The organism is Catenuloplanes japonicus (assembly GCF_000717135.1).
In the GTDB taxonomy this organism is placed as follows: domain Bacteria; phylum Actinomycetota; class Actinomycetes; order Mycobacteriales; family Micromonosporaceae; genus Catenuloplanes; species Catenuloplanes japonicus.
This window is the reverse complement of the sequence record NZ_JNXY01000036.1, coordinates 13,203-34,101: the sequence shown is the minus strand read 5'-3', so window position 1 is coordinate 34,101 and position 20,899 is coordinate 13,203. Positions and strand designations below refer to the sequence as shown.

Below are 20,899 nucleotides of genomic sequence, written 5' to 3'. Positions count from 1 at the left end.
CTCTAGCGTCGGACGGTCTCGCGCCGGCGGCGCAGAAATGACGCGGTGGGCCCGTTGCCGGTGCGGGCGATCGCCTCGTCGTAGGCGGTGACGGCCTCGTCGTCGCGGCCGAGGCGGCGCAGCAGGTCCGCGCGGACCGCGTGGAAGAGCTGGTAGTCGTGCAGCGGTAGCGCGTCGACGAGCTCCAGCGCGGCCGACGGGCCGGAGACCTCGGCGACCGCGACCGCGCGGTTCAGCGAGGCGACCGGGCCGGGCGCGACGATGAGCAGCTGGTCGTAGAGCGCGACGACCTGGGGCCAGTCGGTGGTGCCGGTGCAGTGGACGGCGTTGATGGCGGCCTGGATCTGGTACGGCCCCGGCCGCCCCGCCCGCAGGCAGGCCCGCACCAGCTCCTGCCCCTCGGCGATCAGCGCGGGGTCCCACCGCGTCCGGTCCTGGTCGGCGAGCAGCACGATCTCGCCGTCCGGGCCGGTCCGGGCGGGGCGCCGGGCCTCGGCGAGCAGCATCAGCGCGAGCAGCCCGGTCGCCTCGGGCGCGTGCGGCAGCAGCCTGACCAGCAGTCGTCCGAGCCGGATCGCCTCCGTGGCCAGGTCGTCGCGGGTGAGCGCGTCGCCGGTGGTGGCGGAGTGGCCCTCGTTGAAGATCAGGTAGACGGCGGCGAGCACGGCGTCCAGGCGGCCGGGCAGCTCGTCCGCGTCGGGCACGCGGTACGGAAGGCGCGCCTCCCGGATCTTCGCCTTGGCCCGGACCAGGCGTTGCGCCATGGTCGCCTCCGGCACCAGGAACGCGCGGGCGATCTCCGGCGTGGTCAGTCCGCCGATCAGCCGCAGCGTGAGCGCGACCCGGGCCGGCATGCCGAGCGCGGGATGGCAGCACGTGAAGATCAGCCGGAGGCGGTCGTCGGCGGGAAATTCCGGGGTGGCGGCGAGCGGGATCAGCTGGGGGAGCAGGGCCCGGCCGGTCTTCTCGCGGCGCAGCCGGTCGATGGCCCGGTTCCGCGCGGCCGTGATGATCCAGCCGGCCGGGCTCGGCGGCAGCCCGTGGACGGGCCACCGCCGTGCCGCGGCCGTGAACGCGTCCTGGACGACGTCCTCGGCGAGGTCGAGATCGCCGAAGTCGCGGGTGATCACGGAGACGGCCCGCCCGTACTCGGCTCGGTAGATCGCGTCGAGTCTCACCCGGCCGACGCTCTCACAGCAGCCTGACAAACCGCTGTGACCAGGGCCTACTGGAAGGCCCGCACCTCGATCGGCAGTCCGATGACGGTGCCGAGGCGGGTGGCCCAGCGCAGGGCCTCGTCCAGGTCCGGCACGTCGACGACGGTGATGCCGCCGAGGTGCTCCTTGCCCTCCACGTACGGCCCGTCGGTGATCAGCGTGCCGCGGACCACGGTGGCCGAGTCCGCCGGGGTCAGTCCGCCGCTGAAGAGCCAGATCCCGGCCTCGCGCATGGCGTCCTCGACCTCGCCGACGTCGTGCATGATCTGGCCGATGTTCCCGGGCGGGGGCCCGTCCGGCTGCTCGATGCTGAAGAGGTATTTCGGCATGGTGTGCTCCTGTCCGACGTCGTGACGCTCCTGTACGAACGAGCCGGGCCGGAATCGACAACGGGCGCGAAAGAAAGGCGGGGCCACCGACCGGTGGCCCCGCCCTGACGACAGCGTGCGCTTACTTCGCGGTGACGACGACCGTCTTCATGATCTTGTCGGCGAAGGTCTGGTTCTTGTCGTCCCAGATCGGCCACAGGTAACCGATGTAGCAGGGCAGACCGTCCAGGATGTGGCAGATGGCGCGGACGAAGACGAGCAGCGGGCCGATCGGCTGGCCGTCGTTCTCGCTGATCAGCTTGATGCCGAGGGCCTTCTTGCCCCAGCTCTGGCCGGACTTGCCCTGCAGCCAGACCTGGTTGTAGAGCGCGAGCAGACCGCCCAGGCCGATGAAGATGAAGTACAGCGCGTTGGGCGAGCTCGGCGTGGCGATGCCCGTGTTCGGGTCGATCTCGGTGGAGAACGAGCCGCCGAGGATCGACGCGAGGATCGAGAACGGCAGGATGACCAGCGCGTCGATCAGGTACGCCCCGACGCGGTGGAACCAGCTGGCGTAGGACGCGGGGCCCTGGTAGCCACCGCCGTAGCCGCCACCGTAGGCGGGCTGCTGCTGCGGCTGGCCGTAGGCGGGCTGACCGTAGGCCGGCGACTGCGGCTGACCGTAGGCCGGCTGCTGCGGCTGGCCGTAGGAGGGCTGCTGCTGGCCGTAGCCGGGCTGCTGGGGCTGGCCGTAGGAAGGCTGCTGCTGGCCGTAGCCGGGCTGCTGGGGCTGCTGCCCATAACCCGGCTGCTGCTGGCCGTAGCCCGGCTGCTGACCGTAGTCCGGCTGGCCGTACGGCTGGCCCTGGTTCGGCGGGTATGTCACGAAAAGCTCCTTGAAAGGATCAGCTCAGCACGAGCCGGTTCAACTGGAACACCCAGCTCGCCGTGGCGAGGAGAGCGAGACCCCACTCCGTGCGACGTCGCGCACGCGGGCCGGCGGGACGCGGAGCCGCGAAGACCTTCGCGGCCCGCAGCACCAGCAGCGGCAGCACAGCGATCGCGAGCACCGCCAGGCCGAACACGGCCGGGTTGGCGGCGGCCGCACCGGCCACGTCACCGTGGACCAGTGCGACGGACGCGGTCGTCAGGCCGCAGAACGGGCAGGGCACGCCGGTCACCGCGTACAGCGGGCACGGCGCACCCAACCCGGTCGCGGAGGTGAACAGCGGCCACACGAGCGCGGCGGCACCGGCGGCGAGGCCGGCGAGGCCCAGGCGCTCGGGGACCGACACATATCGTGCTGTCACGTTCATCCGTCCTGCTCAGGTGGAAGGGGCGACTGATAGTAGGACAGTCGTCACCGCATCGGCCACCCCGATCCACCTGGTGGGGTCAGGGTGTCCTACGCAGCCACTGCTGGTTCGCCCCACCATTACAGCTGTACTGCGCAAGCCTCGCGCTGTCCGAGGTCGAGGCGCTGATCACATCCAGGCAGCGGCCGCTGTGCCGGGCCACCAGCCGGACGTATCCGGACCCGGCGTCCTGCACCTGCCACTGCTGGTTCGTGCCCAGGCCGCACGCGTACTGGATCACGCGTGCGCCGTCCGCGGTATTGCCGGACGTCACGTCCAGGCATCGCGCGCTGTGCCTGGCCTGTACCTGAACGTACCCGTTGCCCAGGTCTTTCAGGTAGAACTGCTGATTGAAGCCGGTGCCGCAGGTGTACTGCACGGCCTCCGCGTTGTTCGCCGCGCTGCCGTTCACGATGTCGACGCACTTGCCGGAGTGGCGGGCGGCCAGACCCACGTAACCGGACGTGAGGCCGGTGACGGTCCCCGCGGAGGCGTCGATCGACAGCTCCGGCGCGTACGACAGGCTCATCGTGGCCGAGGACGGGAACGCGATCGGCAGCCACACGTACTGCGAGTCGTTGACCGTGCCGCCGATCGAGTTGCCCCACCGGTCGCCCAGGTAGAGGAACGCGTTGCCGACCTGCTGCACGTAGGTGCTCTGCGAGCCGAACGTCACGCTGTCGCCGGTGTTCTGCCAGGCGCTCCACGTACCCCCGATGGATGTTGATGTGGAGTATTGCGCCTGGTTCGGGTTCCAGCCGGTGGCGCCGGAGGTGAGCATGAAGTAGACGCCGTTGCGCTTGAACAGTGCCGGGGCCTCGCGGTGGTCGCCGGGCCAGGAGCGGACCAGCGCGGCCGTGTTCGTGTAGTCCGCGGTCAGGCGGTAGACGTGCAGGTCGTAGTTCTCGTTCGCCGCGGAGATCATGTACCCGGTGCCGTCCGTGTCGACGAACGTGGTGATGTCCCGGGACATGTGCGTGCCGAGCGGCCGGAAGCTGCCGCGGTAGGTGTAGGCGCCGTCGACCGTGCTGGACACCGCGACGGCCGCGCGCGCCTCGCCGTAGTCGACGCCGTTCTCCTTGTGCATCCACATCACGAACTGGCCGGTGCTCGCGTTGTAGATGACCTTGGGCCGTTCGATGTTCGCGACCTGCAGCTCCGAGGCCGACGACTGGGTCAGCACGTCGCGGCGGAACTCCCAGTTCTTCAGGTCGGTGGAGCGGTAGACGGAGACGGCGCGGAACGTGTTGTTCGCGTTCCGGTTCTCGCCGAACCAGTAGTAGTAGGAGCCGTGCTTGAGGATGCCGCCGCCGTGCGCGTGCACGGGATTCCCGGCGGTGTCCTTGAACTGGACCGCGTTGACGACGGTGACGGATGCGGCCGAGGCGGGAGCGGGAGGTGTCAGAAGCGCCGCTATCGCGGCAAAGACCGCGAAAGCAGCGACACGGGTACGGGTGGACACGCCGACCTCCAGGTGTGGGCGTTATGGGACGGTCGGATCCCAGGTGATGGACGGCCCGCCGGGTGGAGTCCGGCGGGAGTATCGGGGCGCCTCACCGAGGCGCACGCGGATCTCCTCCCCGCCCGCGGAGATCGCCGTCACCTCGCCGTCATGCTCGTCGACGGTGAGCAAAATGTCCGAAATTTCACCGGAAAGTTGGACAAAGGCGGCGTAGGTGATGGTGCCGCCGGGATGCGGAGGCGCGGTCAGGTAGGGCGTGGCCGACCGGTCCCCGAACGCGTTCACCCCCGACATCCGCTGGAGGCCCGCGCCCGACCACCCGGCAAGCCCCACGATCCTGCTGGTCAAACCCCCGGAAAACGCCTCGGCGGTACGCCCGTGCGCGCGTCCGTCCGGCGTCACCGCACCCGCCACCGTGAACCCGCCCGCGCGCGCCACCCACCCGGCCGGCGCCGTGATCCGGTCGATCCGCAGCTCGCCGCCGTCGCACAGCACGCTCGCGGTCTCCACCGTCACGTCGCCGTCGGTGTGCGCGGACGCCGCGAACCCGTCCGCCGTGCCGATCCGCCGGATGCGCCGCCGCCGGGTGACCGGTCCGCCGCCCGGCGGCATCAGCCCGGTGTGCCCGTCCACGTCCAGCTCCCAGGCGTGCGCCTCGGTCTCCGGCGCGGTGTGCGTGCTGTACCCGATCTTGGCGTAGTGCGGGTCGTCGCGCTCCGGATCGTCGCCCAGCTCGGCCGGCACCTTGATGTGGTCGCTGCCGTGGTTGTAGAGCCGCACCACTCCGTCCGCCCGGGTTCCGTGCAGCAGCCAGCCCGGCGCCGGCAGCACGCGGTCGAAGTCGCCGCGCTCGACCGCGGCCGGCTCCTCGGTCGCGGTCCAGACCGGATGCTCCGCGGGCAGCAGCAGCCCGACGAACCCCTTCGCGGCCCAGTACGGCGACGCCGGCCCCGAGTACGGCTGGGTGATCGGCAGGAACTGCCCGTGGTAGCCGAGCCGCAGCAGCCCCTGCTCATCGGGCGCGCCCCGGTCCGCGAAGTAGCGCAGCGCGCCGGACGCCAGCCGTCGCGTCTCACCCGGCGGCAGTGGCGTGGCGTCGGCCAGCGCGCCGGTCCACAGCGCGGCCGCGGCCGCATATCGATAGGTCAGCGACCGGCCCTGGTGCATCGGCGCGCCGTCCGCGCCGAACAGGTGCCGGAAGTCGTCCAGGAACGCGTGCAGCCGCTCCCGGTAACGGGTCACCCGGGTCTCCGAGGCGCCCGGCATCCGCGCCCAGAGCAGCGGATACAGGTGCATGGCCCAGCCCGCGTAGTGGTCGTAGTGCTGGCCGTTGCCGTCCGAGTACCAGCCGCCGCCCTGGTACCAGTCCTCGATCGCGTCCAGGCCGCCGTCGATCTCCGCCTGGTCGAAGCGGCCGCCGGTGTCCGCCAGGAACTGCTCGACGACCACCTGGAACAGCAGCCAGTTGCACGGCCACGGCTTCTTCCCGACGATCCCGGCCAGCCAGGCGTGCACGGAACGCTGCGTGTCGCGGCCGAGCTGGTCCCACAGCCAGGGGCGGGTCTCGGCCAGCATCAGCGCGACGGACGCGGCCTCGACGATCGGCTGCGAGTAGTCGGCGATCAGCGGCCAGGCATACGGATTGCCCGGGTCGGTGCCGGCGGCGAGGCCCTCCGCGTACCGCTCGATCAGGATCTTGGCTCTGGGGGTCTCGCCACGGTCCCCGGCGATGCGCAGCCCGGCCAGCAGGAACGTGCGGGCGAAACCCTCCAGGCCGTCGGACGTGACGCCGGCCCAGCTGGTGCGGCCCGGCAGCCGCACCTGGGCGAACCCGGGCGTGGCGTGCGGGACGACGGCCTCCAGCAGGTGGTCGGCCATCGCCTCCCAGTGGGCGCGCGTCCACCCGGTGTGCGGTGAACGGATCCGGTCTTCCGCGGGGAGTTCCACGCCCGCACCCTAGTTCTCCCACACGTAACACTTCAATGCTTGACGAATGAAAGTCCATTGATTAGCGTGCCCGTCCATGGATCGCCGGTCGTCGATAGCGGGAATCTTCCGGACGGTGCTCACCGCCGGGCCGATGCACCGCGCCGACCTCGCGTGGCGCACCGGCCTGTCGCAGCCCACGGTGGCGAAGCTGACCCGGTCGCTGATCGACACCGGCTACCTGGTCGAGACCACCACCGCCGGCGGGCCGGGCCGGATCGGGCGCCCGGCCGCCGCGCTCGACGTGCGCGCGGACCGCGAGCTCTTCGCCGGCGTCAAGGTCACGGCCGACGCGCTGATCGGCGTGGTCACCGACCTGCGCGCGGTGATCCGGCAGACCGCGCGCCGCCCGCTCGGCGACGCCCGCGCCCCGCGGGACGTGGTCCGGCTGATCGGGGAGCTGGTCCCGCCGCACGTCAGCGCGCTCGGCGTCTCCGTCGCCGGCGACGTGGACCGCGACACCGGCGTCGCGCGCTACGAACCGTTCCTGGGCTGGCGCGACGTGCCGCTGGCCGCGCTGTGCGAGGAGGCGACCGGCGTGCCCACGGTCGCGGACAACGACATCCGCGCGCTCACCGAGGCGGAGAACTGGTTCGGCACCGACGCCCGCTCGTTCGTGCTGGTCGCGGTCGGGTCCGGCGTCACCTGCGGCCTGGTCGTGGACGGCCGCGTGCTGACCGGCGCGCACGGCGTGGCCGGCGAGCTGGGCCACGTGCCGGTCGACCCGCGCGGCCCGAAGTGCTACTGCGGCGCGCGCGGCTGCCTGGAGGCGGTCGCGTCCGAGCCCGCGCTGCTGCGCCGCATCGCGGAGGTGACCGGCGAGCCCGCGGTCACGCTGGACCGCGCCATCGAGTTGGCCCGCCTCGGCGACCCGCGGGTCGGCGAGGTCTTCGCCGAGGCGGGTCGCGCCGTCGGGCAGGCGGTCGGCGGGGTGATCAACCTGTTCGGTCCGGAGCTGGTCGTCTTCTCCGCCGACCACCTGGCCGGGTTCGCGCTGCTGGAGCCGCACGTCCGGGCCGGGATCGCGGCGCACGCCTACGGCGCCGCCGCCCGCGTCGCGGTCGAGGTCCGGCCGCTGCCGTTCGAGGAATGGGCCCGTGGCGCCGCCACGGTCGCGATCGCCCGCCGCGTCGCCGCCGTGCCTGGATCTTGATAGCTGGATTTCGGTCCCCGCGGCCAGGCAGAACGATCTACGCTACCCCCGTGGATCGATGAGGATCCCGGACAGGTCGATGCCGGAAACCGCACAGGATCGGCGGAAACCTGCCGATCAAGAGGTTGAACACTGACCTTCATGGGGTGGGACGGCTGAGCGGTCTCGTGGGGCGTGCAGGGGCGGACACCGACCGGTGGCGTGACCGGTTGTGGTGGATCTTCGCCCTGGTCGGCGTGGTCGCCACCGGTCTCTACGTGGCGGGCGTCGGCGTGCTGATCGACTTCGCGCTGATCGGCGCCGGCGCGATCGCGGCCTGCTTCGCCAGCCCCTCGATGCACGACATCCGGCCGGCCCGTGCCTGGCACACGCTCGGCGTCGCGGGCGCGTTCATGCTCACCGGCGCGATCCTGCGCCCGCTCGTGGTCACGCCGCACGGCACCGCGCTGCCCGCGGAGGCGTTCACCGTCCCCGGCTACGTGCTGATGATCGCGGCGCTGGCCGACTTCGCCTACGGCAGGCGCGCGATCGACCGGCACTCGGTGATCGACGGCCTGATCGTCTGCGTCGGCGCCACCACCGCGTTCTCGCTGCTCTTCGCGGTGCCGGCGATGTCGATCCCGGGCCGGCCGCCGATCGTGTCCGTGCTGGCCGCGCTCTACCCCACGTTCGACGCGATCCTGGTGCTGCTGGTCGTCATGCTGGCGTTCAGCACCGCGGCCCGGCAGCCCGCGTTCCGGCTGCTGCTCGGCATGATGGTGCTGATCTTCATCGGTGACCTCGCGTACGCGGTGATCGGCAACCAGGGCGCGTTTTACAAGTCGCCGCTGCTGGACATCCCGTTCCTGCTGGCCTTCACGGTCGGCGGCGCGTCCGCGCTGCACCCCACGGCCCGTGAGCTGGTCCGGGCCGTGCCGCTGCCGGTCCAGCCCTGGTCGCTGGCCCGGCTCGCGGTGATCATCCCGGCCGTGGCCGCGCCGTTCGCGCTGCTGCTCACCGTGGTGGAGACGCCGGTCGAGCGCTTCGTCGTCGGGCTCGGCGGCGCGGTCGTGGTGCTGCTGCTCATCCTGCGCGCGGTCAGCGCCGTCCAGGCGAACGCGGAGGCGCAGGCCCGGTTCGAGTACCAGGCCACCCACGACGAGCTGACCGGCCTGCCGAACCGCCGCCGCATCACGCAGATCCTGACCGGCATGCTCGCCGACCCGGCCGGCCGCGACCAGGTCTGGGTCTTCTACCTCGACCTGGACGGCTTCAAGTTCGTCAACGACTCGTGGGGCCACCCGGCCGGCGACGACCTGATCCGCGAGATCGGGCAGCGGCTGCGCGGGATCCTGCCGCCGGAGGCGACCATCGCCCGGATCGGCGGCGACGAGTTCGTGGTGGTCCGGCGCGGCACCGAGGCGCAGGCGCTGGAGCAGGCGCAGCAGATCGTCGACTGCGTGGAGCCGCCGACCCGGATCGGCACCGCCGAGGTCGTGATCACCGGCTCGATGGGCATCGTGCCCGCGACCAGGGAGGACGCTGGGCAGCCTGAGGTCACCGCGGACTCGTTGCTGCGGGACGCGGACACCGCCATGTACCGGACGAAGGCGGACGGCCGCGGCACGTGGACCGTGTTCGACGCGTCCATGCGCCAGGCCGTGCAGGAGCGGCTGGAGATCGAGGGCGCGCTGCGCGCCGCGCTGACCGGCGACGAGTTCCACGTGCTCTACCAGCCGATCGTCGACCTGGAGTCCGGCCTGCCGCACGGCGCGGAGGCGCTGATCCGCTGGGAGCACCCGGAGAAGGGCGTGATCGGGCCGAACGTGTTCATCCCGGTCGCGGAGGAGTCCCGGCTGATCACCGGCATCGGCGAGTTCGTGCTGCGCGCGGCCGTCCGGCAGCTGGCCGGGTGGCGGGAGGACGGCACGGTCACCGACGACTTCTGGATGTCGATCAACGTGTCGCCGCGTCAGCTCACCGAACCGGGGTTCACCGCGATGGTGGGCGGGGCGTTGCGCGCGCACGGCGTACCCGCGAGATGTGTCGCCCTTGAGATCACCGAGTCCGTGATGGTGGAGGGCGGCGACATCAGCGAGGGCGCGCTGCGCGACCTGCGCGCGCTCGGCGTCTCCATCTCCGTGGACGACTTCGGCACCGGCTTCTCGTCGCTCGGCTACCTGCGCCGGCACCCGGTCACCAGCGTCAAGATCGACCGCTCGTTCGTCTCCGGGCTGGGCGCCAGCGCGTCCGACGAGGAGATCGTCCGCGCCGTGGTCGCGATGAGCACCGCGCTCGGCCTGACCGTGGTCGCGGAGGGCGTGGAGACCACGGAACAGCGCGACGTGCTCGGCCGGCTCGGCGTGCGGCTCTGCCAGGGCTGGCTCTGGGGCCGCGCGGTCGAGGCGCGGGCGTTCGCCGACAAATGGGGCAGTCACACCGACAAGCGGGGCAGCCGCGAACAGGCTGCAGTCTGACGATCACGTTCTCAGAGAACGCTCTCCAGATTTAGGGTTCCTTAGGGCGCAGACCCGTTGACCTGCCAACGCGCTGTTGGACAGACTCGCTTAAGTCCAATTCAGCGGAGTCGCCCCAAACGGGTGGCTTGTGTGGTAAGAGGCGGTTTGCACATGACGTCCCGACGGAAGTTCCTCGGCCTGGCGGCGATCGGCGCGGTGGCGGTCGGCGCCCCCGTGGTGGCCACGGCGATCAACTCTCGGGCGTTCGCGGCCGACGGGCTCCCGATGACGATCGTCAACTCGTCCGGCAAGTTCGGCAACGGCGACATCTTCGTCTACATCGTCGGCACCGAGCTGGCCACCGGCCGGCAGGGCTACGTCAAGCAGAGCGGCGTCTTCACCCCCGCCTCGCTCGGGGACAACGGCGCCGACGGCTTCGCCGACCTCGCGGTCAAGCTCAACGCGAGCGGCACCACCACGATCAACCTGCCGAAGATGTCCGGCCGCGTCTACTTCGCGATGAAGGACAAGCTGCGCTTCAAGGTCGTCGCGGACGGCGCCGGCAACGCCGCGCTGCAGTTCCCGGCCGGCTGGGTCTCCACCGACCCGAACTTCAACGTGCTGCACGACTGCGTCGAGTTCACCCACAGCGACGCCGGCATGTTCTGCAACTCCACCATGGTCGACATGTTCAGCATCCCGCTGGCCATCAAGCTCACCGGCTCGAAGGACCAGACCACCGGCGTGCTCAAGCCCGGCGGCCGCGACGCGATCTTCGCCGCCGCCCGCGCGCTGCCGGACTTCAACCGCCTCGTCATCGGCGACAACCTGCGCGTCATCGCGCCCGGCCACGGCATCGGCGCCGGCCTCTTCTCGGCCAACTACTTCGACTCCGCGATCAACGACGTGTGGGCCAAGTACGCCACCACCGACCTGAAGGCCACCACGAACGCCGGCACGTTCACCGGCCGCGTCACCGGCGGCCTGTTCGTCTTCGACAAGGGCGCCAAGGCGTTCGCGAAGCCGACCACCAAGGACGTGCTCTTCTGCGACGGCGCCCTCGCCGCCCCGAACGACGGCATCACCGGCCCGGTCGCGGCCATCCTCGGCGCCGGCTTCAACCGCGGCACGCTGATGAGCCAGCCGAACCAGCCGAGCGCGGACCCGTCCACGTTCTACAAGTCGCCGATCAGCAACCACTACTCGCGGATCATCCACGAGCAGACGGTGGACGGTAAGGCGTACGGCTTCGCGTTCGACGACGTGGTCGACTTCGCGTCCTACATCCAGGACACGTCGCCGCGCGCGTTCGAGGTCACCATCGAGCCGTTCGGCAACTCCAACCCGAACCCGGGGCCGTCCGCTTCCGCGATCGCCACCGCGACCGCCACTGCCACCGCGGTTGTTCCCGCCCCGGGCGGCACCCGGAGCGCGTTCTCCGCGATCCAGGCCGAGAGCGCGGACGCGCAGCAGGGCACCACGGTCGAGGGCACCTCGGTCGGCTACATCGCGAACGGCGACTGGCTCCAGTTCAACAACGTCGCGTTCGGCAACGACCCGGTCCGGCAGTTCACGGTCAACGCCGCCTCCGGCGCGCCGACCGGCGTCTCCGGCCTGATCGAGGTGCGGCTCGACTCGCGTACCGCCGCCCCGGTCGGCACCATCGCGGTCGGCAACACCGGCGGCTGGACGTCGTGGCGCTCCGTCGCGGGCGCGCTCGGCACCGCCGTCACCGGCAACCACACGGTCTTCCTGACGTTCACCAGCGGCCAGCCCGCCGACTTCGTGAACGTCGACTGGCTGCAGTTCGCCCGCTGATCACGAGAACCCGCCGGGATCCGGCCGCAGTGGGCGGCGGCCGTTTCCCCTCCACGTCTGTGGGCAGTGTGGACGATCCCTTCGGGGTGGCGGGAACTCGACGGCAGTGGGGCGCGGCGGCGCCCGGCTTCCCGGACCGGTCAGGGTCCGGGAAGCCGGGCGCCGCCGCGGGCGTTCGAGACGTGATCTGCCTGGGGGACCCAGGCCCCGGTCCGGCCGGCTCCTGCTGCCGCCGGCATCCCCGATGACAGTCCGGCGGTGACAAGGCACGCAAAAGGGCTCCCTCGAGCCACAGGTGTGAGATCGGTCGTCAGGACCGCGTCACGGCGAGGAGCAGAGGCGGCGCGGATCAGCGCGCGGCGTGCCCTCGCGGCGAAGCGGAGACCGGCACCGTGCGGATGCGCCTGCGAACCTCCCGAAGATCGACAACCCCGGGGGTACGTCGTCAGATGTTGATCGCCGCCGTCAACATCGGCGGGATTCGGCGTACCCGCGATGTCCTTAGCGTTTTCTTCATGAACCTGAAGCTCGCGGCCCTGCTGGGCCTGATCGGCCTGACCAGGCCGATCCTGTCGATCGCCGGCGCCTACGACTCGGGCGCGCTCGCGAAACCGGTCGGCCCGCTGGTGCTGACCGCGCTGATCTCGATCGCCTGGGTCGCGGCCGCGGTCCTGGACCGTCGCCACCACCCGATCTACACGCTGACCGGCGCCGGCGTGGCCTATGCGCTGTTCGCGATCCTGCTGAACTGGTCGCTGCAACCGTTCCTGGCGTCGGCCGAGGCGATCCCGCTGCCCGGCTACCTTGCGATGCCGATCTTCAACGCGCTGCAGGGCGCCGTGCTCGGCGTGATCGCGTACGGGCTGCAACGGCTCACCTCACGCCGGGCCGCCCGGTGAGAGCGGTCGGCGCGGCCGTGGCCGGCATGTTCGCCGGCCTGCTGCTGGGCGTCCTGCTGACCGACCCGGCCGCTCGCCTGCTCGGCACCGGGAACGCGCTGTTCACGTTCGCGGCCACCGCCCCGCCGCTGCTCGCGCTGACCGGCGCGGCCGTCGGCGTGCTGATCGAGCGCCGATCCCGGTGAGGGGGCCGTGCCGGTGGAGCCCGCGCCGCGAGGGTGGCGCGCTGCCGGATCCCCGGGCCGTGCCGGGTGGAGCGCCGGCCCTGGCGCGGTTCGGGCCGACGCGCCGCCCGCCCCGACGGGATTCACGCGAGGGCGCGTGAAAGCGGGTGACAATGTGCCGATGGGACGGTGGCTGGACGCGGGCCTCGGCCTCGCCACGGCAGGCGTGGTCGCGGCCGCCGTGACCGTGAACCTGCGCGGCGACGGCGCCCCGCCCGTGGCCTACCTCTTCGCCGCCGGTTTCGGCGCATTGATGCTGGTCCGACGCCCCTACCCGGTGCTGGCGCTGGTCGCGACCGGCATCGGCCTGCTCGGCTACTACGCGCTGGGACTCCCACCGATCGGTCTGGCCCTCCCGGTCGGCGCCGCGCTGTACTCCGCGGCCGAGGCCGGCCGCCTCCGCTGGGCCGCCGGCACCGCCACCGCGCTCGTCGCGATCTCCTCGGTGGCGCGCACGCTGGGCGGCGAGGACCCCGGCTACCTCTACGTCTACGAACTCCCGACCACGGTCGCGCTGATGGCGGCCGCGATCGTGCTCGGCGACGGCGTGCGCGCCCGCGCGCTGTGGCGGCGCGAGGTCGAGGCCCGGCACGCGCGCGAGGCGGAGCGCCGCGTCCAGCACGAGCGGCTGGCGCTGGCCCGCGACCTGCACGACGTGCTCGCGCACACGGTGTCGATCGTGACGCTGCACGCCGACGTGGCCGCCGAGGCGCTCGCCGACAACGACGTGCCGGAAGCACAGAAGGCCATCTCGCGGGTACGCGACGCGAGCACCGGCGCCGCCCGGGAATTGCGCGCCACGCTCTCCGCCATGCGCACCCCGCTCGGCACGCTGTCCCGCCTCCACGAGCTGATCGGCGGCACAGACACCGGAACCGGCGTAGATGTCCGGATCGAGGGCGAGGTGCGTCCGCTGCCGCAGGTCGTGGACGCGACCGCCTACCGGATCGCCCAGGAGGCCCTCACCAACGCCCGCCGCCACGCCTCCGGCGCCCCGGTGTCGCTGACCCTGTCGTTCCGCACGGATGAGCTGGTGGTGACGATCGTGAACGCATGGTCCGGGACAAAGCCCGATAAAGGCGGACACGGCCTGCACGGCATGCGGGAGCGCGCCGCACTGCTCGGTGGCACCCTGACCGCCGGCCCCACCGACGACGGCACCTTCGTGGTCACCGCCACGCTCCCCACCGAGGCCGGCGCATGACCGGCACCCCCGCCATCCGGATCCTGCTCGTCGACGATCAGGAGCTGATCCGCGCGGGCCTTCGCGCCCTCCTCGAACGCGACCCCGCCCTCACCGTCGTCGCCGAGGCCGCCGACGGCATCGAGGGCATCACCGCGGCCCGCGCCACCCGCCCCGACATCGTCCTGATGGACCTGCGCATGCCCGTCCTCGACGGCATCGAGGCCACCCGCCGCATCCTCGCCGACCCCGCGCTGCGCGCCACCACCCGCGTGATCGCGCTGACCACCTACGGCACGGACGAGTTCGTGTTCGCCGCGATCCGGGCCGGCGCGTCCGGTTTCCTGCTCAAGGACTGCGGGCCGGCCGAGTTGCGACGCGCGGTCACGCTGGTCGCGGCCGGTGAGGCGCTGCTCAGCCCGGCCGTGACCCGCAGCGTGATGGACGCGGCCGTCGGCGCCGCACCGTCCACGCCGGACGCCGAGGCGTTGAAGGAGCTCACCGACCGCGAGCGGGACGTGCTGCGCGAGGTCGCGCACGGCCGCGCCAACGACGAGATCGCCACCGTGCTGCACCTGAGCCCGGCCACGGTCCGTACCTACGTGAGCCGCCTGCTGACCAAGCTGGACGCGCGCGACCGTGCCCAGCTGGTCGTCATCGCCTACCGCACCGGCCTGGCCCGGCCCTAGTTACCGCGCTGCCGCCGGTACGCCTCGATCTGGCCGTGCAGGTCGTTGATCTTCGCGCTGAGGACCGCGATCTCGCCGGCCCGTTCGACGGCACGGCGTACCACCTGGTCGAGATCGTCGTCGTCCGCAGCGGGGGAGGGCGGCGGAGGACTGGTTCCTTCCCGTTCGCGTTCCGTGGCCATCTGTCGCCACCTCAGGTGGGTCGTGCGTGGTGAGGGTGAACACGACGTTACCCACCGGCGCCGATTTTCACTCGTCGGTCAGTCGCTCCGCCCGTTCCCGCAGGTAGCGCTGTTCCGGCAGGCTGGCGGTCCGCCCGGCGGCCTCGCGGTACGCCTCCCGGGCGGCACGGAGATCACCGGACCGTTCCAGCAGGTGCGCGCGGGCCGCCCACCACCGGTGCGAGGCCGGCGGCACCCCGTCCAGCAGCGCGAGCCCGGCCGCGGGCCCGCGCGCCATCGCGACCGCGACCGCGTGGTTGAGCCGCACCACCGGCGACGCGTCGATGCGCAGCAGCAGCCCGTAGAGCGCCTCGATCTGCGGCCAGTCCGTCTCCGCCGCGGTCGGCGCCTCGTCGTGCACGGCCGCGATCGCGGCCTGGAGCTGGTAGGCGCCGACCGGCCCGGACGGCAGCGCGGCCGTGATCAGCGCGACGCCCTCGGCGATCGCGGCCGTGTCCCAGCGCGTGCGGTCCTGCGCGTCCATCGGGACGATCGCGCCGTCCGGCCCGGTCCGGGCCGGGTGCCGGGCGTGGGTGAGCAGCATCAGCGCGAGCAGGCCGGTCACCTCGCTGTCCGCGGGCAGCAGCCGGTGCGCGAGCCGGGCCAGCCGGATCGCCTCCGCGGCCAGCGCGACGCGTTGCAGCGCCGGGCCGGCCGTGCCGGCGTACCCCTCGTTGAAGATCAGATAGAGCACGCGCAGCACCACGGCCAGCCGGTCGTCCCAGTCCGCGCGCGACGGCAGCCGGAAGGGCGCGCCGCTGTCCCGGATCGCCTGTTTCGCGCGGGTGATCCGCCGGGTCATCGTGGCTTCCGGCACCAGCAACGCGCGCGCCACCTCGGCCGTGCTGAGCCCGCCGACCGCTTTCAGGGTCAAGGACAGTTGCGCGGGTACGGACAGCGCCGGATGGCAGCAGAGGAACAGCAGCACCAGCGAGTCGTCCGCGTCCGCGGCCGGGGAGTCCGAGGGCAGCAACGCCCATTCGCGCCGCCGCCGGGCCTCGTCCGCGCGCAGCAGGTCGGTGAGCCGCCGGGCCGCGACCGTGATCAGCCACCCGCGCGGGTTCGCCGGCACGCCGCTCGCCGGCCACTGCCGCGTGGCCGCGAACAGCGCCTCCTGCACCGCGTCCTCCGCGGTGTCGAAGTGCCCGTACCGGCGGACGACCGCCCCGAGGACCTGCGGCGCGAGCTCCCGCAGCAGATCCTCGGGGAGTGGGTCCTCTTCCACGTGGTCCCCACCCGTGCGCAGCCGTCTCGTCGACTCGGCCGTTACGCCGACCCGCTCGCCAGGTGGAAAATCGCTCACGGTTCGAGCAGCTCGGCACGCTCGTCCATCAGCGGGCGCACGTCCGCGTAGGCGGCGGCGCGCACGTGGGCCGGCGCCGGGACGTCGTTGAGCCGGGCCGCGATCTCGGTGGCCCGGTCGAAGCCGTCCACGTCCACGATCCAGTACCCGGCCAGCACCTCCTGCGTCTCCGCGTACGGCCCGTCCGTGACCACCGGCAGCCCGCCGCGCAGGTCCGGCGCGACCCGGCGGGTGAGCACGGGCGCGGCCAGCGCGCGCGTCTCGACCAGCTCGCCCGAGTCGATCAGTTCCTGGTTGAACGCCTCCATGAACGCGCCCATCGCCGCGAACTCCTCGCCGGTCCAGGCCGCCCGCCCGGTGTCCTTGCCGCCCATCTCGTCGTAGTCCAGCTGCGAGCCGTAGCTGAGGATCATGTACTTCATCGCGATCTCCTCCGAAGTGCGTGCGCCCGTCGTGGTGACGGTTTCGCAGGGGACGTCGGAGCCGTCCGCCCGGACCGGACACCGCCGGGAAGAAAATTATCGCGATTCGGCGGCGCGCTCACCGCGTACCGCCGGATCGCGATCTTGATCTTGTGGCGGGTTCAGGAAACCTCACAGCGTGATCGACGGGCTGCGGCGGCGGGCCGTGTCGTGCGTCGGCGGCGCGCCGAACAACCGCCGGTACTCGCGGGTGAACTGCGACGGGCTGTCGTATCCGACCCGGTGCCCGACGCCGGCCACGTCCGGCGGGCCGGCCAGCAGCAGCGTGCGCGCCTGCTGCAACCGCAGCCGCTTCTGGAACTGCAGCGGGCTCATCGCGGTCACGGCGCGGAACTGCCGGTCGAACGCGGACCGGCTCATCCCGGCCACCCGCGCGGCGTCGTCGATCCGCAGCGGTTCCGCGTAGTTCGCCCGGATCCACCCGATCGCCCGGCCGATCCGCTCCAGCCCGCCGCCGTCCAGCGCGGCCCGCCGGAGCAGGCCGCCGTGCGGACCGGTCAGCAGCCGCCAGAGGATCTCCCGCACGATCATCGGCGCCAGCACGGGCGCGTCCGCGGGCCGTTCCAGCAGGCGCAACAGGCGCAGCACCGCATCCAGCAGCTCCGGGGGCGCGTCCTGCGTCGCCATCGCGGCCGGATCGCCGTCGTCGTCCGGCACGGGCGCGAGATCCAGCAACGGCGCGATCGCCGCCGGATCAAGAACCAGACCACAGGCCAGCGAGGGTACGTCCGGGGAGGCGTCGAAGTGCCCGGTCACCGGCAGCGTGGCCGTGACGATCAGGCACTGCCCCGCCCGGTAGCCGAACTCCCGCTCGCCCAGCCACAGCCGCTTCCCGCCCTGCGCCATCACCACCAGCAGCGGCGACGTCAGCGAGTAGTGCGTCTCCGACCCGGTCACCCGCGACAGCAGCAGCCCGTCGATCGCGCTGCCAAGGTCCGGGCGCGCATGTCGCGCGATCAACCGGGCGATCTCTTCCGTCATGAGGGGATTGTGCAAGAGACGGCGGTGATCGGTCTACGTTCTGCCCTGCCGGATCGCTTGAATGAAGTGGTCGGACCGCTTACCGAAAGGGCGATCATGCCACTCGACCACTACCTCACGCTGGGCCGCTCCGGACTACGGGTCAGCCCGCTCACGCTCGGCGCCATGGGCTTCGGCGAGGACCCGCCCGGCGCCGGCAGCAGCGTCGCCGAGTCCGAGCGGATCCTCGCCGCCTACCTGGACCGCGGCGGGAACTTCATCGACACCGCGAACTTCTACACCAACGGCCACTCCGAGAAGATCCTCGGCGACTGGTTCGCGGCGAACCCGGGGCGCCGCGACCGTACCGTGCTGGCCTCGAAGTTCTTCTTCAACATGCACCCCGGCGACCCGAACGGCGGCGGCGCCGGCCGATCCTCGATCCGGGCGCAGCTGCACGAGACGCTGCGGCGGCTGCGCACCGACTACCTCGACCTGTACTGGCTGCACAACTGGGACCGCAGCACGCCGGTCGAGGAGACCATGCGCGCGCTCGACGACCTGGTCCGCGACGGCACGGTCCGCTACCTCGGCTTCTCCAACACGCCCGCCTGGTTCACCGCGCAGGCCCACACCACCGCACTGCTGCGCGGATGGACGCCGCTGGTCGCGCTGCAGGTCGAGTACTCGCTGCTGGCCCGCACGGTCGAGCACGAACTGGCCCCGTTCGCCGCGGACCAGGGCCTGGCGCTGGTGCCGTGGAGCCCGCTGCGCAACGGCTTCCTGTCCGGCAAGTACCGGCGCGGCGCCGCCGTCGCGGACATCACCCGGACCGCGCACGTGGGCCTGCCGTCCGAGGCCGACTACGACGTGATCGAGACCGTGGCCGCGGTCGCCGCCGAGCTGGGAACGACGTCCGCCGCGGTCTCCCTGGCCTGGCTGCGCTCGCGGCCCGGCACGGTCGTCCCGATCGTCGGCGCTCGCCGCCTCGCCCACCTCACGGACAACCTGGCGGCGCTGGAGGTGGTGCTGTCCCCGTCCCAGCTCGCCCGCCTCGACGCGGTCTCCGCCCCGGAGCCGGCCTACCCGTCCACGCTGCACAGCGGCATGCGCACCATGCTGCAGTTCGGCGGCACGACGGTCGACGGCGAGCCGTCCGAGGTGTACCCGCCGCTGCTGGCCAGCGCGGTGCGCTACTGACCCGTGATCCGCCGGCTCCGCGCCGGCCGGCGCCGCCAGCAGGAGAACAAGGCGGCCGGCCGTGGTCGTGCGCGTTCCGGGTGCGCTGCCCGAAGACAGGAGTGGATCATTGACGTCGGCACAATTGCGGTCAGGGCCGCACGCGGACCGCGTTTCCGCAGACGTCAATGATCCGCACAGCGTGATGCGGTGGTCCATCATGGATGGCTTCGGTTGCCCGGCAACGGCGGCGCGGGCCCTTCCGGCGCCGGGACGCGGTCAGCGATCTTTCGCCCTGAATCCACCCGGACCCGAACGCGCCGGATACCGGTCCCGCTAGGCCGCGGCGCGCATCGTCAGGGCAGGCGTGACGCGGCGCTGGACGGTGAGCAGTTCGGGGCCTCGGAGCAGGGTGACCATGGCCTCCAGATCGGGGGTCTGGTGGCGGTCCTCGACGAGCGGCGCGATCCGGGCGCGGACCGCCGCGTGCAGCGCCTTCGTGCCCTCGCCGAGCGGCAGCGAGCCCATCTTCGGCGCGGCGAGATCGATGCCCTGGGCGCCCATCAGCCACTGCACGGCCAGCACCGTCTCCAGGCGGTCGAGATTGGCGTGCAGATTGCGTACCGAGGCCATCGCCATGGTGTTGTGGTCCTCCTGACCGAACTTGACCGGCCGGGACAGGACCCCGGCGGGAAACGCGGCGGCCTGCATCTCCGGGATGAGCGCCGTCGCCACCGTGGAGATCTGCACGAGGCCCGAGTTGAGGCCGACCTTGCCGCCGGCGAGGTTGGCGGGCAGGCCGTAACTCCACTTCTCCGACAGCAGCCGGCCGGACAGTTCGTGGGACAGGATCGCCAGGTCGGTGCTCTCCGCGTTGAGGGTGTCGACAGCGTGGCCGATCTGCGCGGCGTCCCAGTTGCCGCCCATCACGAACTCGTAGCCGCCGCCGTCGCGGGGCAGCACGAGCGGGTTGGACGTGGACGCGTTGGCCTCGCGTTCCACGATGGTCCGGGCTTCGCCGAGGGTCTGGCGCAGCCCGCCGAGGATGTGCGGGGCCGCCCGCACGGAGACGGCGTCCTGGACCCGCGGGTGGTCCTCGCCGAAGGCGGCACGCCCGGCGTCGGTCATCCAGCCGCTGCCCTTGACCAGGGACCGCAGACGGGCGGCGGCCTCCGACTGCGCGGGAATGCGGCGCTCGGCATGGGTGCGGGCGTCCAGCGACCCGGCCTCCGCCCGGGTCGCCTCCAGGAACAGCGCGAACGCGCCGTCGAACTCCTCGGACAGATCGCGCACGCGCCGCAGCGCGTCGACGTACCGGGCGGTGAGCACGCTGCTGCCGCTGATCAGGGCGAGCGCCTCGCCGGCCTCGAAGCGGAACGCGGCAGGCAGCCCGGCCTTCCGCAGCGCCTCCCCGGCGGGCAACTCCCGGCCCGCCACGACCGCCGGGGCGGACTCGCCGGACGCGACGAGCCCGGCGGCGGCCATCGGTTGCAGATCACCGGTGCCGAGCGATCCGATCGACGGCATCTTCGGCGTCACACCCGCATTGACCAGGGCGAGCAGCCGTTGTGCCACGGCAGGCCGGACACCCATCGCGGCGCGCGCCATCGAGTTGGCCCGCAGCACCAGCGCCAGTCGCGCGACGCCCGGTTCCAGCGCGGTCCCGGTCCCCGCGGCGTGCGAGCGCAGGATGTGCTGCTGGAAGGCACGCTGCTCGCCGTCGTCGAGCGGCTTGTCCTTGAGCGGGCCGAGCGCCTGGTTCCAGCCGTAGACGCGCTGCCCGCCGGCGAGCGCGGCGAGCGCGCCCCGCCGGGACCGCTGCATCCGGGCCGCGGCCGAGGGCGCGAGCCGTACCGCCACGTCGTCGTCATCGAGCAGCGTGAACATCTGCTCGAGGGTCAGGGAATCGCCGTCGATGGTGATCGCGGACTGTGGACTGCCCTCGGCGGGAACGGCGCCGGCCAGGCTCAGCGTCAGCACCACTACCAGCGCCGACACGATTTTGATCTTCTGCACGTCACA

Annotated in this window: 19 protein-coding genes; 8 read left to right on the top strand and 11 right to left on the bottom strand. The window is 72.2% G+C overall.

Going from position 1 to position 20,899, the window contains the following annotated elements; genetic code table 11:
* Nucleotides 1-2 precede the first annotated feature (2 nt).
* The 6 genes from OP04_RS40150 to OP04_RS40125 form a co-directional block, all read right to left on the bottom strand.
* On the bottom strand, nucleotides 3-1,178 hold the full coding sequence (locus OP04_RS40150; RefSeq protein WP_033345242.1) for an RNA polymerase sigma factor: 1,176 nt from the start codon (nucleotides 1,176-1,178) through the stop codon (nucleotides 3-5).
* A 47-nt stretch (nucleotides 1,179-1,225) separates the two neighbouring features.
* A complete protein-coding gene (locus tag OP04_RS40145) occupies nucleotides 1,226-1,546 on the bottom strand; it encodes a YciI family protein (RefSeq protein WP_033345241.1) in 321 nt (106 codons plus the stop codon).
* A gap of 121 nt (nucleotides 1,547-1,667) precedes the next feature.
* The gene (locus tag OP04_RS40140) at nucleotides 1,668-2,411 is read right to left on the bottom strand and encodes an RDD family protein (RefSeq protein WP_033345240.1); all 744 of its coding nucleotides are present in this window, start codon (nucleotides 2,409-2,411) and stop codon (nucleotides 1,668-1,670) included.
* 19 nt (nucleotides 2,412-2,430) lie between these two features.
* Nucleotides 2,431-2,835 carry a DUF2752 domain-containing protein gene (locus tag OP04_RS40135; RefSeq protein WP_232323917.1) on the bottom strand — a complete coding sequence of 135 codons (405 nt, stop codon included), beginning with the start codon at nucleotides 2,833-2,835 and terminating at the stop codon, nucleotides 2,431-2,433.
* Between the two features lie 85 nt (nucleotides 2,836-2,920).
* Complete coding sequence (locus OP04_RS40130; RefSeq protein ID WP_033345239.1) at nucleotides 2,921-4,342, bottom strand: RICIN domain-containing protein; 1,422 nt, start codon at nucleotides 4,340-4,342, stop codon at nucleotides 2,921-2,923.
* 21 nt (nucleotides 4,343-4,363) lie between these two features.
* Nucleotides 4,364-6,289, bottom strand: a complete 1,926-nt coding sequence (locus tag OP04_RS40125; protein ID WP_063746838.1) for a DUF2264 domain-containing protein — start codon at nucleotides 6,287-6,289, stop codon at nucleotides 4,364-4,366.
* Between the two features lie 76 nt (nucleotides 6,290-6,365).
* Between OP04_RS40125 and OP04_RS40120 the strand changes: the two genes are divergently transcribed.
* From OP04_RS40120 to OP04_RS40095, 7 genes are all read left to right on the top strand, one after another.
* A complete protein-coding gene (locus tag OP04_RS40120; protein ID WP_198154153.1) occupies nucleotides 6,366-7,481 on the top strand; it encodes an ROK family protein in 1,116 nt (371 codons plus the stop codon).
* Nucleotides 7,482-7,627: 146 nt separating this feature from the next.
* Nucleotides 7,628-9,937, top strand: a complete 2,310-nt coding sequence (locus tag OP04_RS40115) for a putative bifunctional diguanylate cyclase/phosphodiesterase (protein WP_051799816.1) — start codon at nucleotides 7,628-7,630, stop codon at nucleotides 9,935-9,937.
* Nucleotides 9,938-10,090: 153 nt separating this feature from the next.
* Nucleotides 10,091-11,737, top strand: coding sequence for a beta-1,3-glucanase family protein (locus OP04_RS56085; protein ID WP_063746836.1), 1,647 nt, complete (start codon nucleotides 10,091-10,093; stop codon nucleotides 11,735-11,737).
* 515 nt (nucleotides 11,738-12,252) lie between these two features.
* A complete protein-coding gene (locus tag OP04_RS40105; RefSeq protein WP_033345238.1) occupies nucleotides 12,253-12,636 on the top strand; it encodes a hypothetical protein in 384 nt (127 codons plus the stop codon).
* The gene (locus OP04_RS54045) at nucleotides 12,633-12,821 is read left to right on the top strand and encodes a hypothetical protein (RefSeq protein ID WP_157241011.1); all 189 of its coding nucleotides are present in this window, start codon (nucleotides 12,633-12,635) and stop codon (nucleotides 12,819-12,821) included. Before OP04_RS40105 ends, OP04_RS54045 begins: the two co-directional genes overlap by 4 nt.
* Nucleotides 12,822-12,981: 160 nt before the next feature.
* Entirely contained in the window at nucleotides 12,982-14,064 is a 1,083-nt protein-coding gene (locus tag OP04_RS40100) for a sensor histidine kinase (protein WP_033345237.1), read from the top strand.
* Nucleotides 14,061-14,732 (top strand): response regulator, encoded by a 672-nt coding sequence (locus OP04_RS40095; RefSeq protein WP_033345236.1) that lies wholly within the window; start codon nucleotides 14,061-14,063, stop codon nucleotides 14,730-14,732. Before OP04_RS40100 ends, OP04_RS40095 begins: the two co-directional genes overlap by 4 nt.
* Here OP04_RS40095 and OP04_RS54040 read toward each other — a convergent pair.
* From OP04_RS54040 to OP04_RS40080, 4 genes are all read right to left on the bottom strand, one after another.
* Entirely contained in the window at nucleotides 14,729-14,914 is a 186-nt protein-coding gene (locus OP04_RS54040) for a hypothetical protein (RefSeq protein WP_157241010.1), read from the bottom strand. The two genes, OP04_RS40095 and OP04_RS54040, sit on opposite strands and share 4 nt — an antisense overlap.
* A gap of 67 nt (nucleotides 14,915-14,981) precedes the next feature.
* Nucleotides 14,982-16,178: an RNA polymerase sigma factor gene (locus tag OP04_RS40090; RefSeq protein ID WP_033345235.1), complete on the bottom strand. Its 1,197-nt coding sequence runs from the start codon at nucleotides 16,176-16,178 to the stop codon at nucleotides 14,982-14,984.
* A gap of 74 nt (nucleotides 16,179-16,252) precedes the next feature.
* Complete coding sequence (locus OP04_RS40085; RefSeq protein ID WP_033345234.1) at nucleotides 16,253-16,678, bottom strand: YciI family protein; 426 nt, start codon at nucleotides 16,676-16,678, stop codon at nucleotides 16,253-16,255.
* A 171-nt stretch (nucleotides 16,679-16,849) separates the two neighbouring features.
* Complete coding sequence (locus tag OP04_RS40080; protein WP_033345233.1) at nucleotides 16,850-17,719, bottom strand: AraC family transcriptional regulator; 870 nt, start codon at nucleotides 17,717-17,719, stop codon at nucleotides 16,850-16,852.
* Between the two features lie 96 nt (nucleotides 17,720-17,815).
* Here OP04_RS40080 and OP04_RS40075 point away from each other — a divergent pair, with 96 nt between their 5' ends.
* A complete protein-coding gene (locus tag OP04_RS40075) occupies nucleotides 17,816-18,898 on the top strand; it encodes an aldo/keto reductase (protein WP_033345232.1) in 1,083 nt (360 codons plus the stop codon).
* A gap of 315 nt (nucleotides 18,899-19,213) precedes the next feature.
* Here OP04_RS40075 and OP04_RS40070 read toward each other — a convergent pair whose 3' ends face one another.
* Nucleotides 19,214-20,893, bottom strand: coding sequence for an HAL/PAL/TAL family ammonia-lyase (locus OP04_RS40070; protein WP_198154152.1), 1,680 nt, complete (start codon nucleotides 20,891-20,893; stop codon nucleotides 19,214-19,216).
* Nucleotides 20,894-20,899 lie beyond the last annotated feature (6 nt).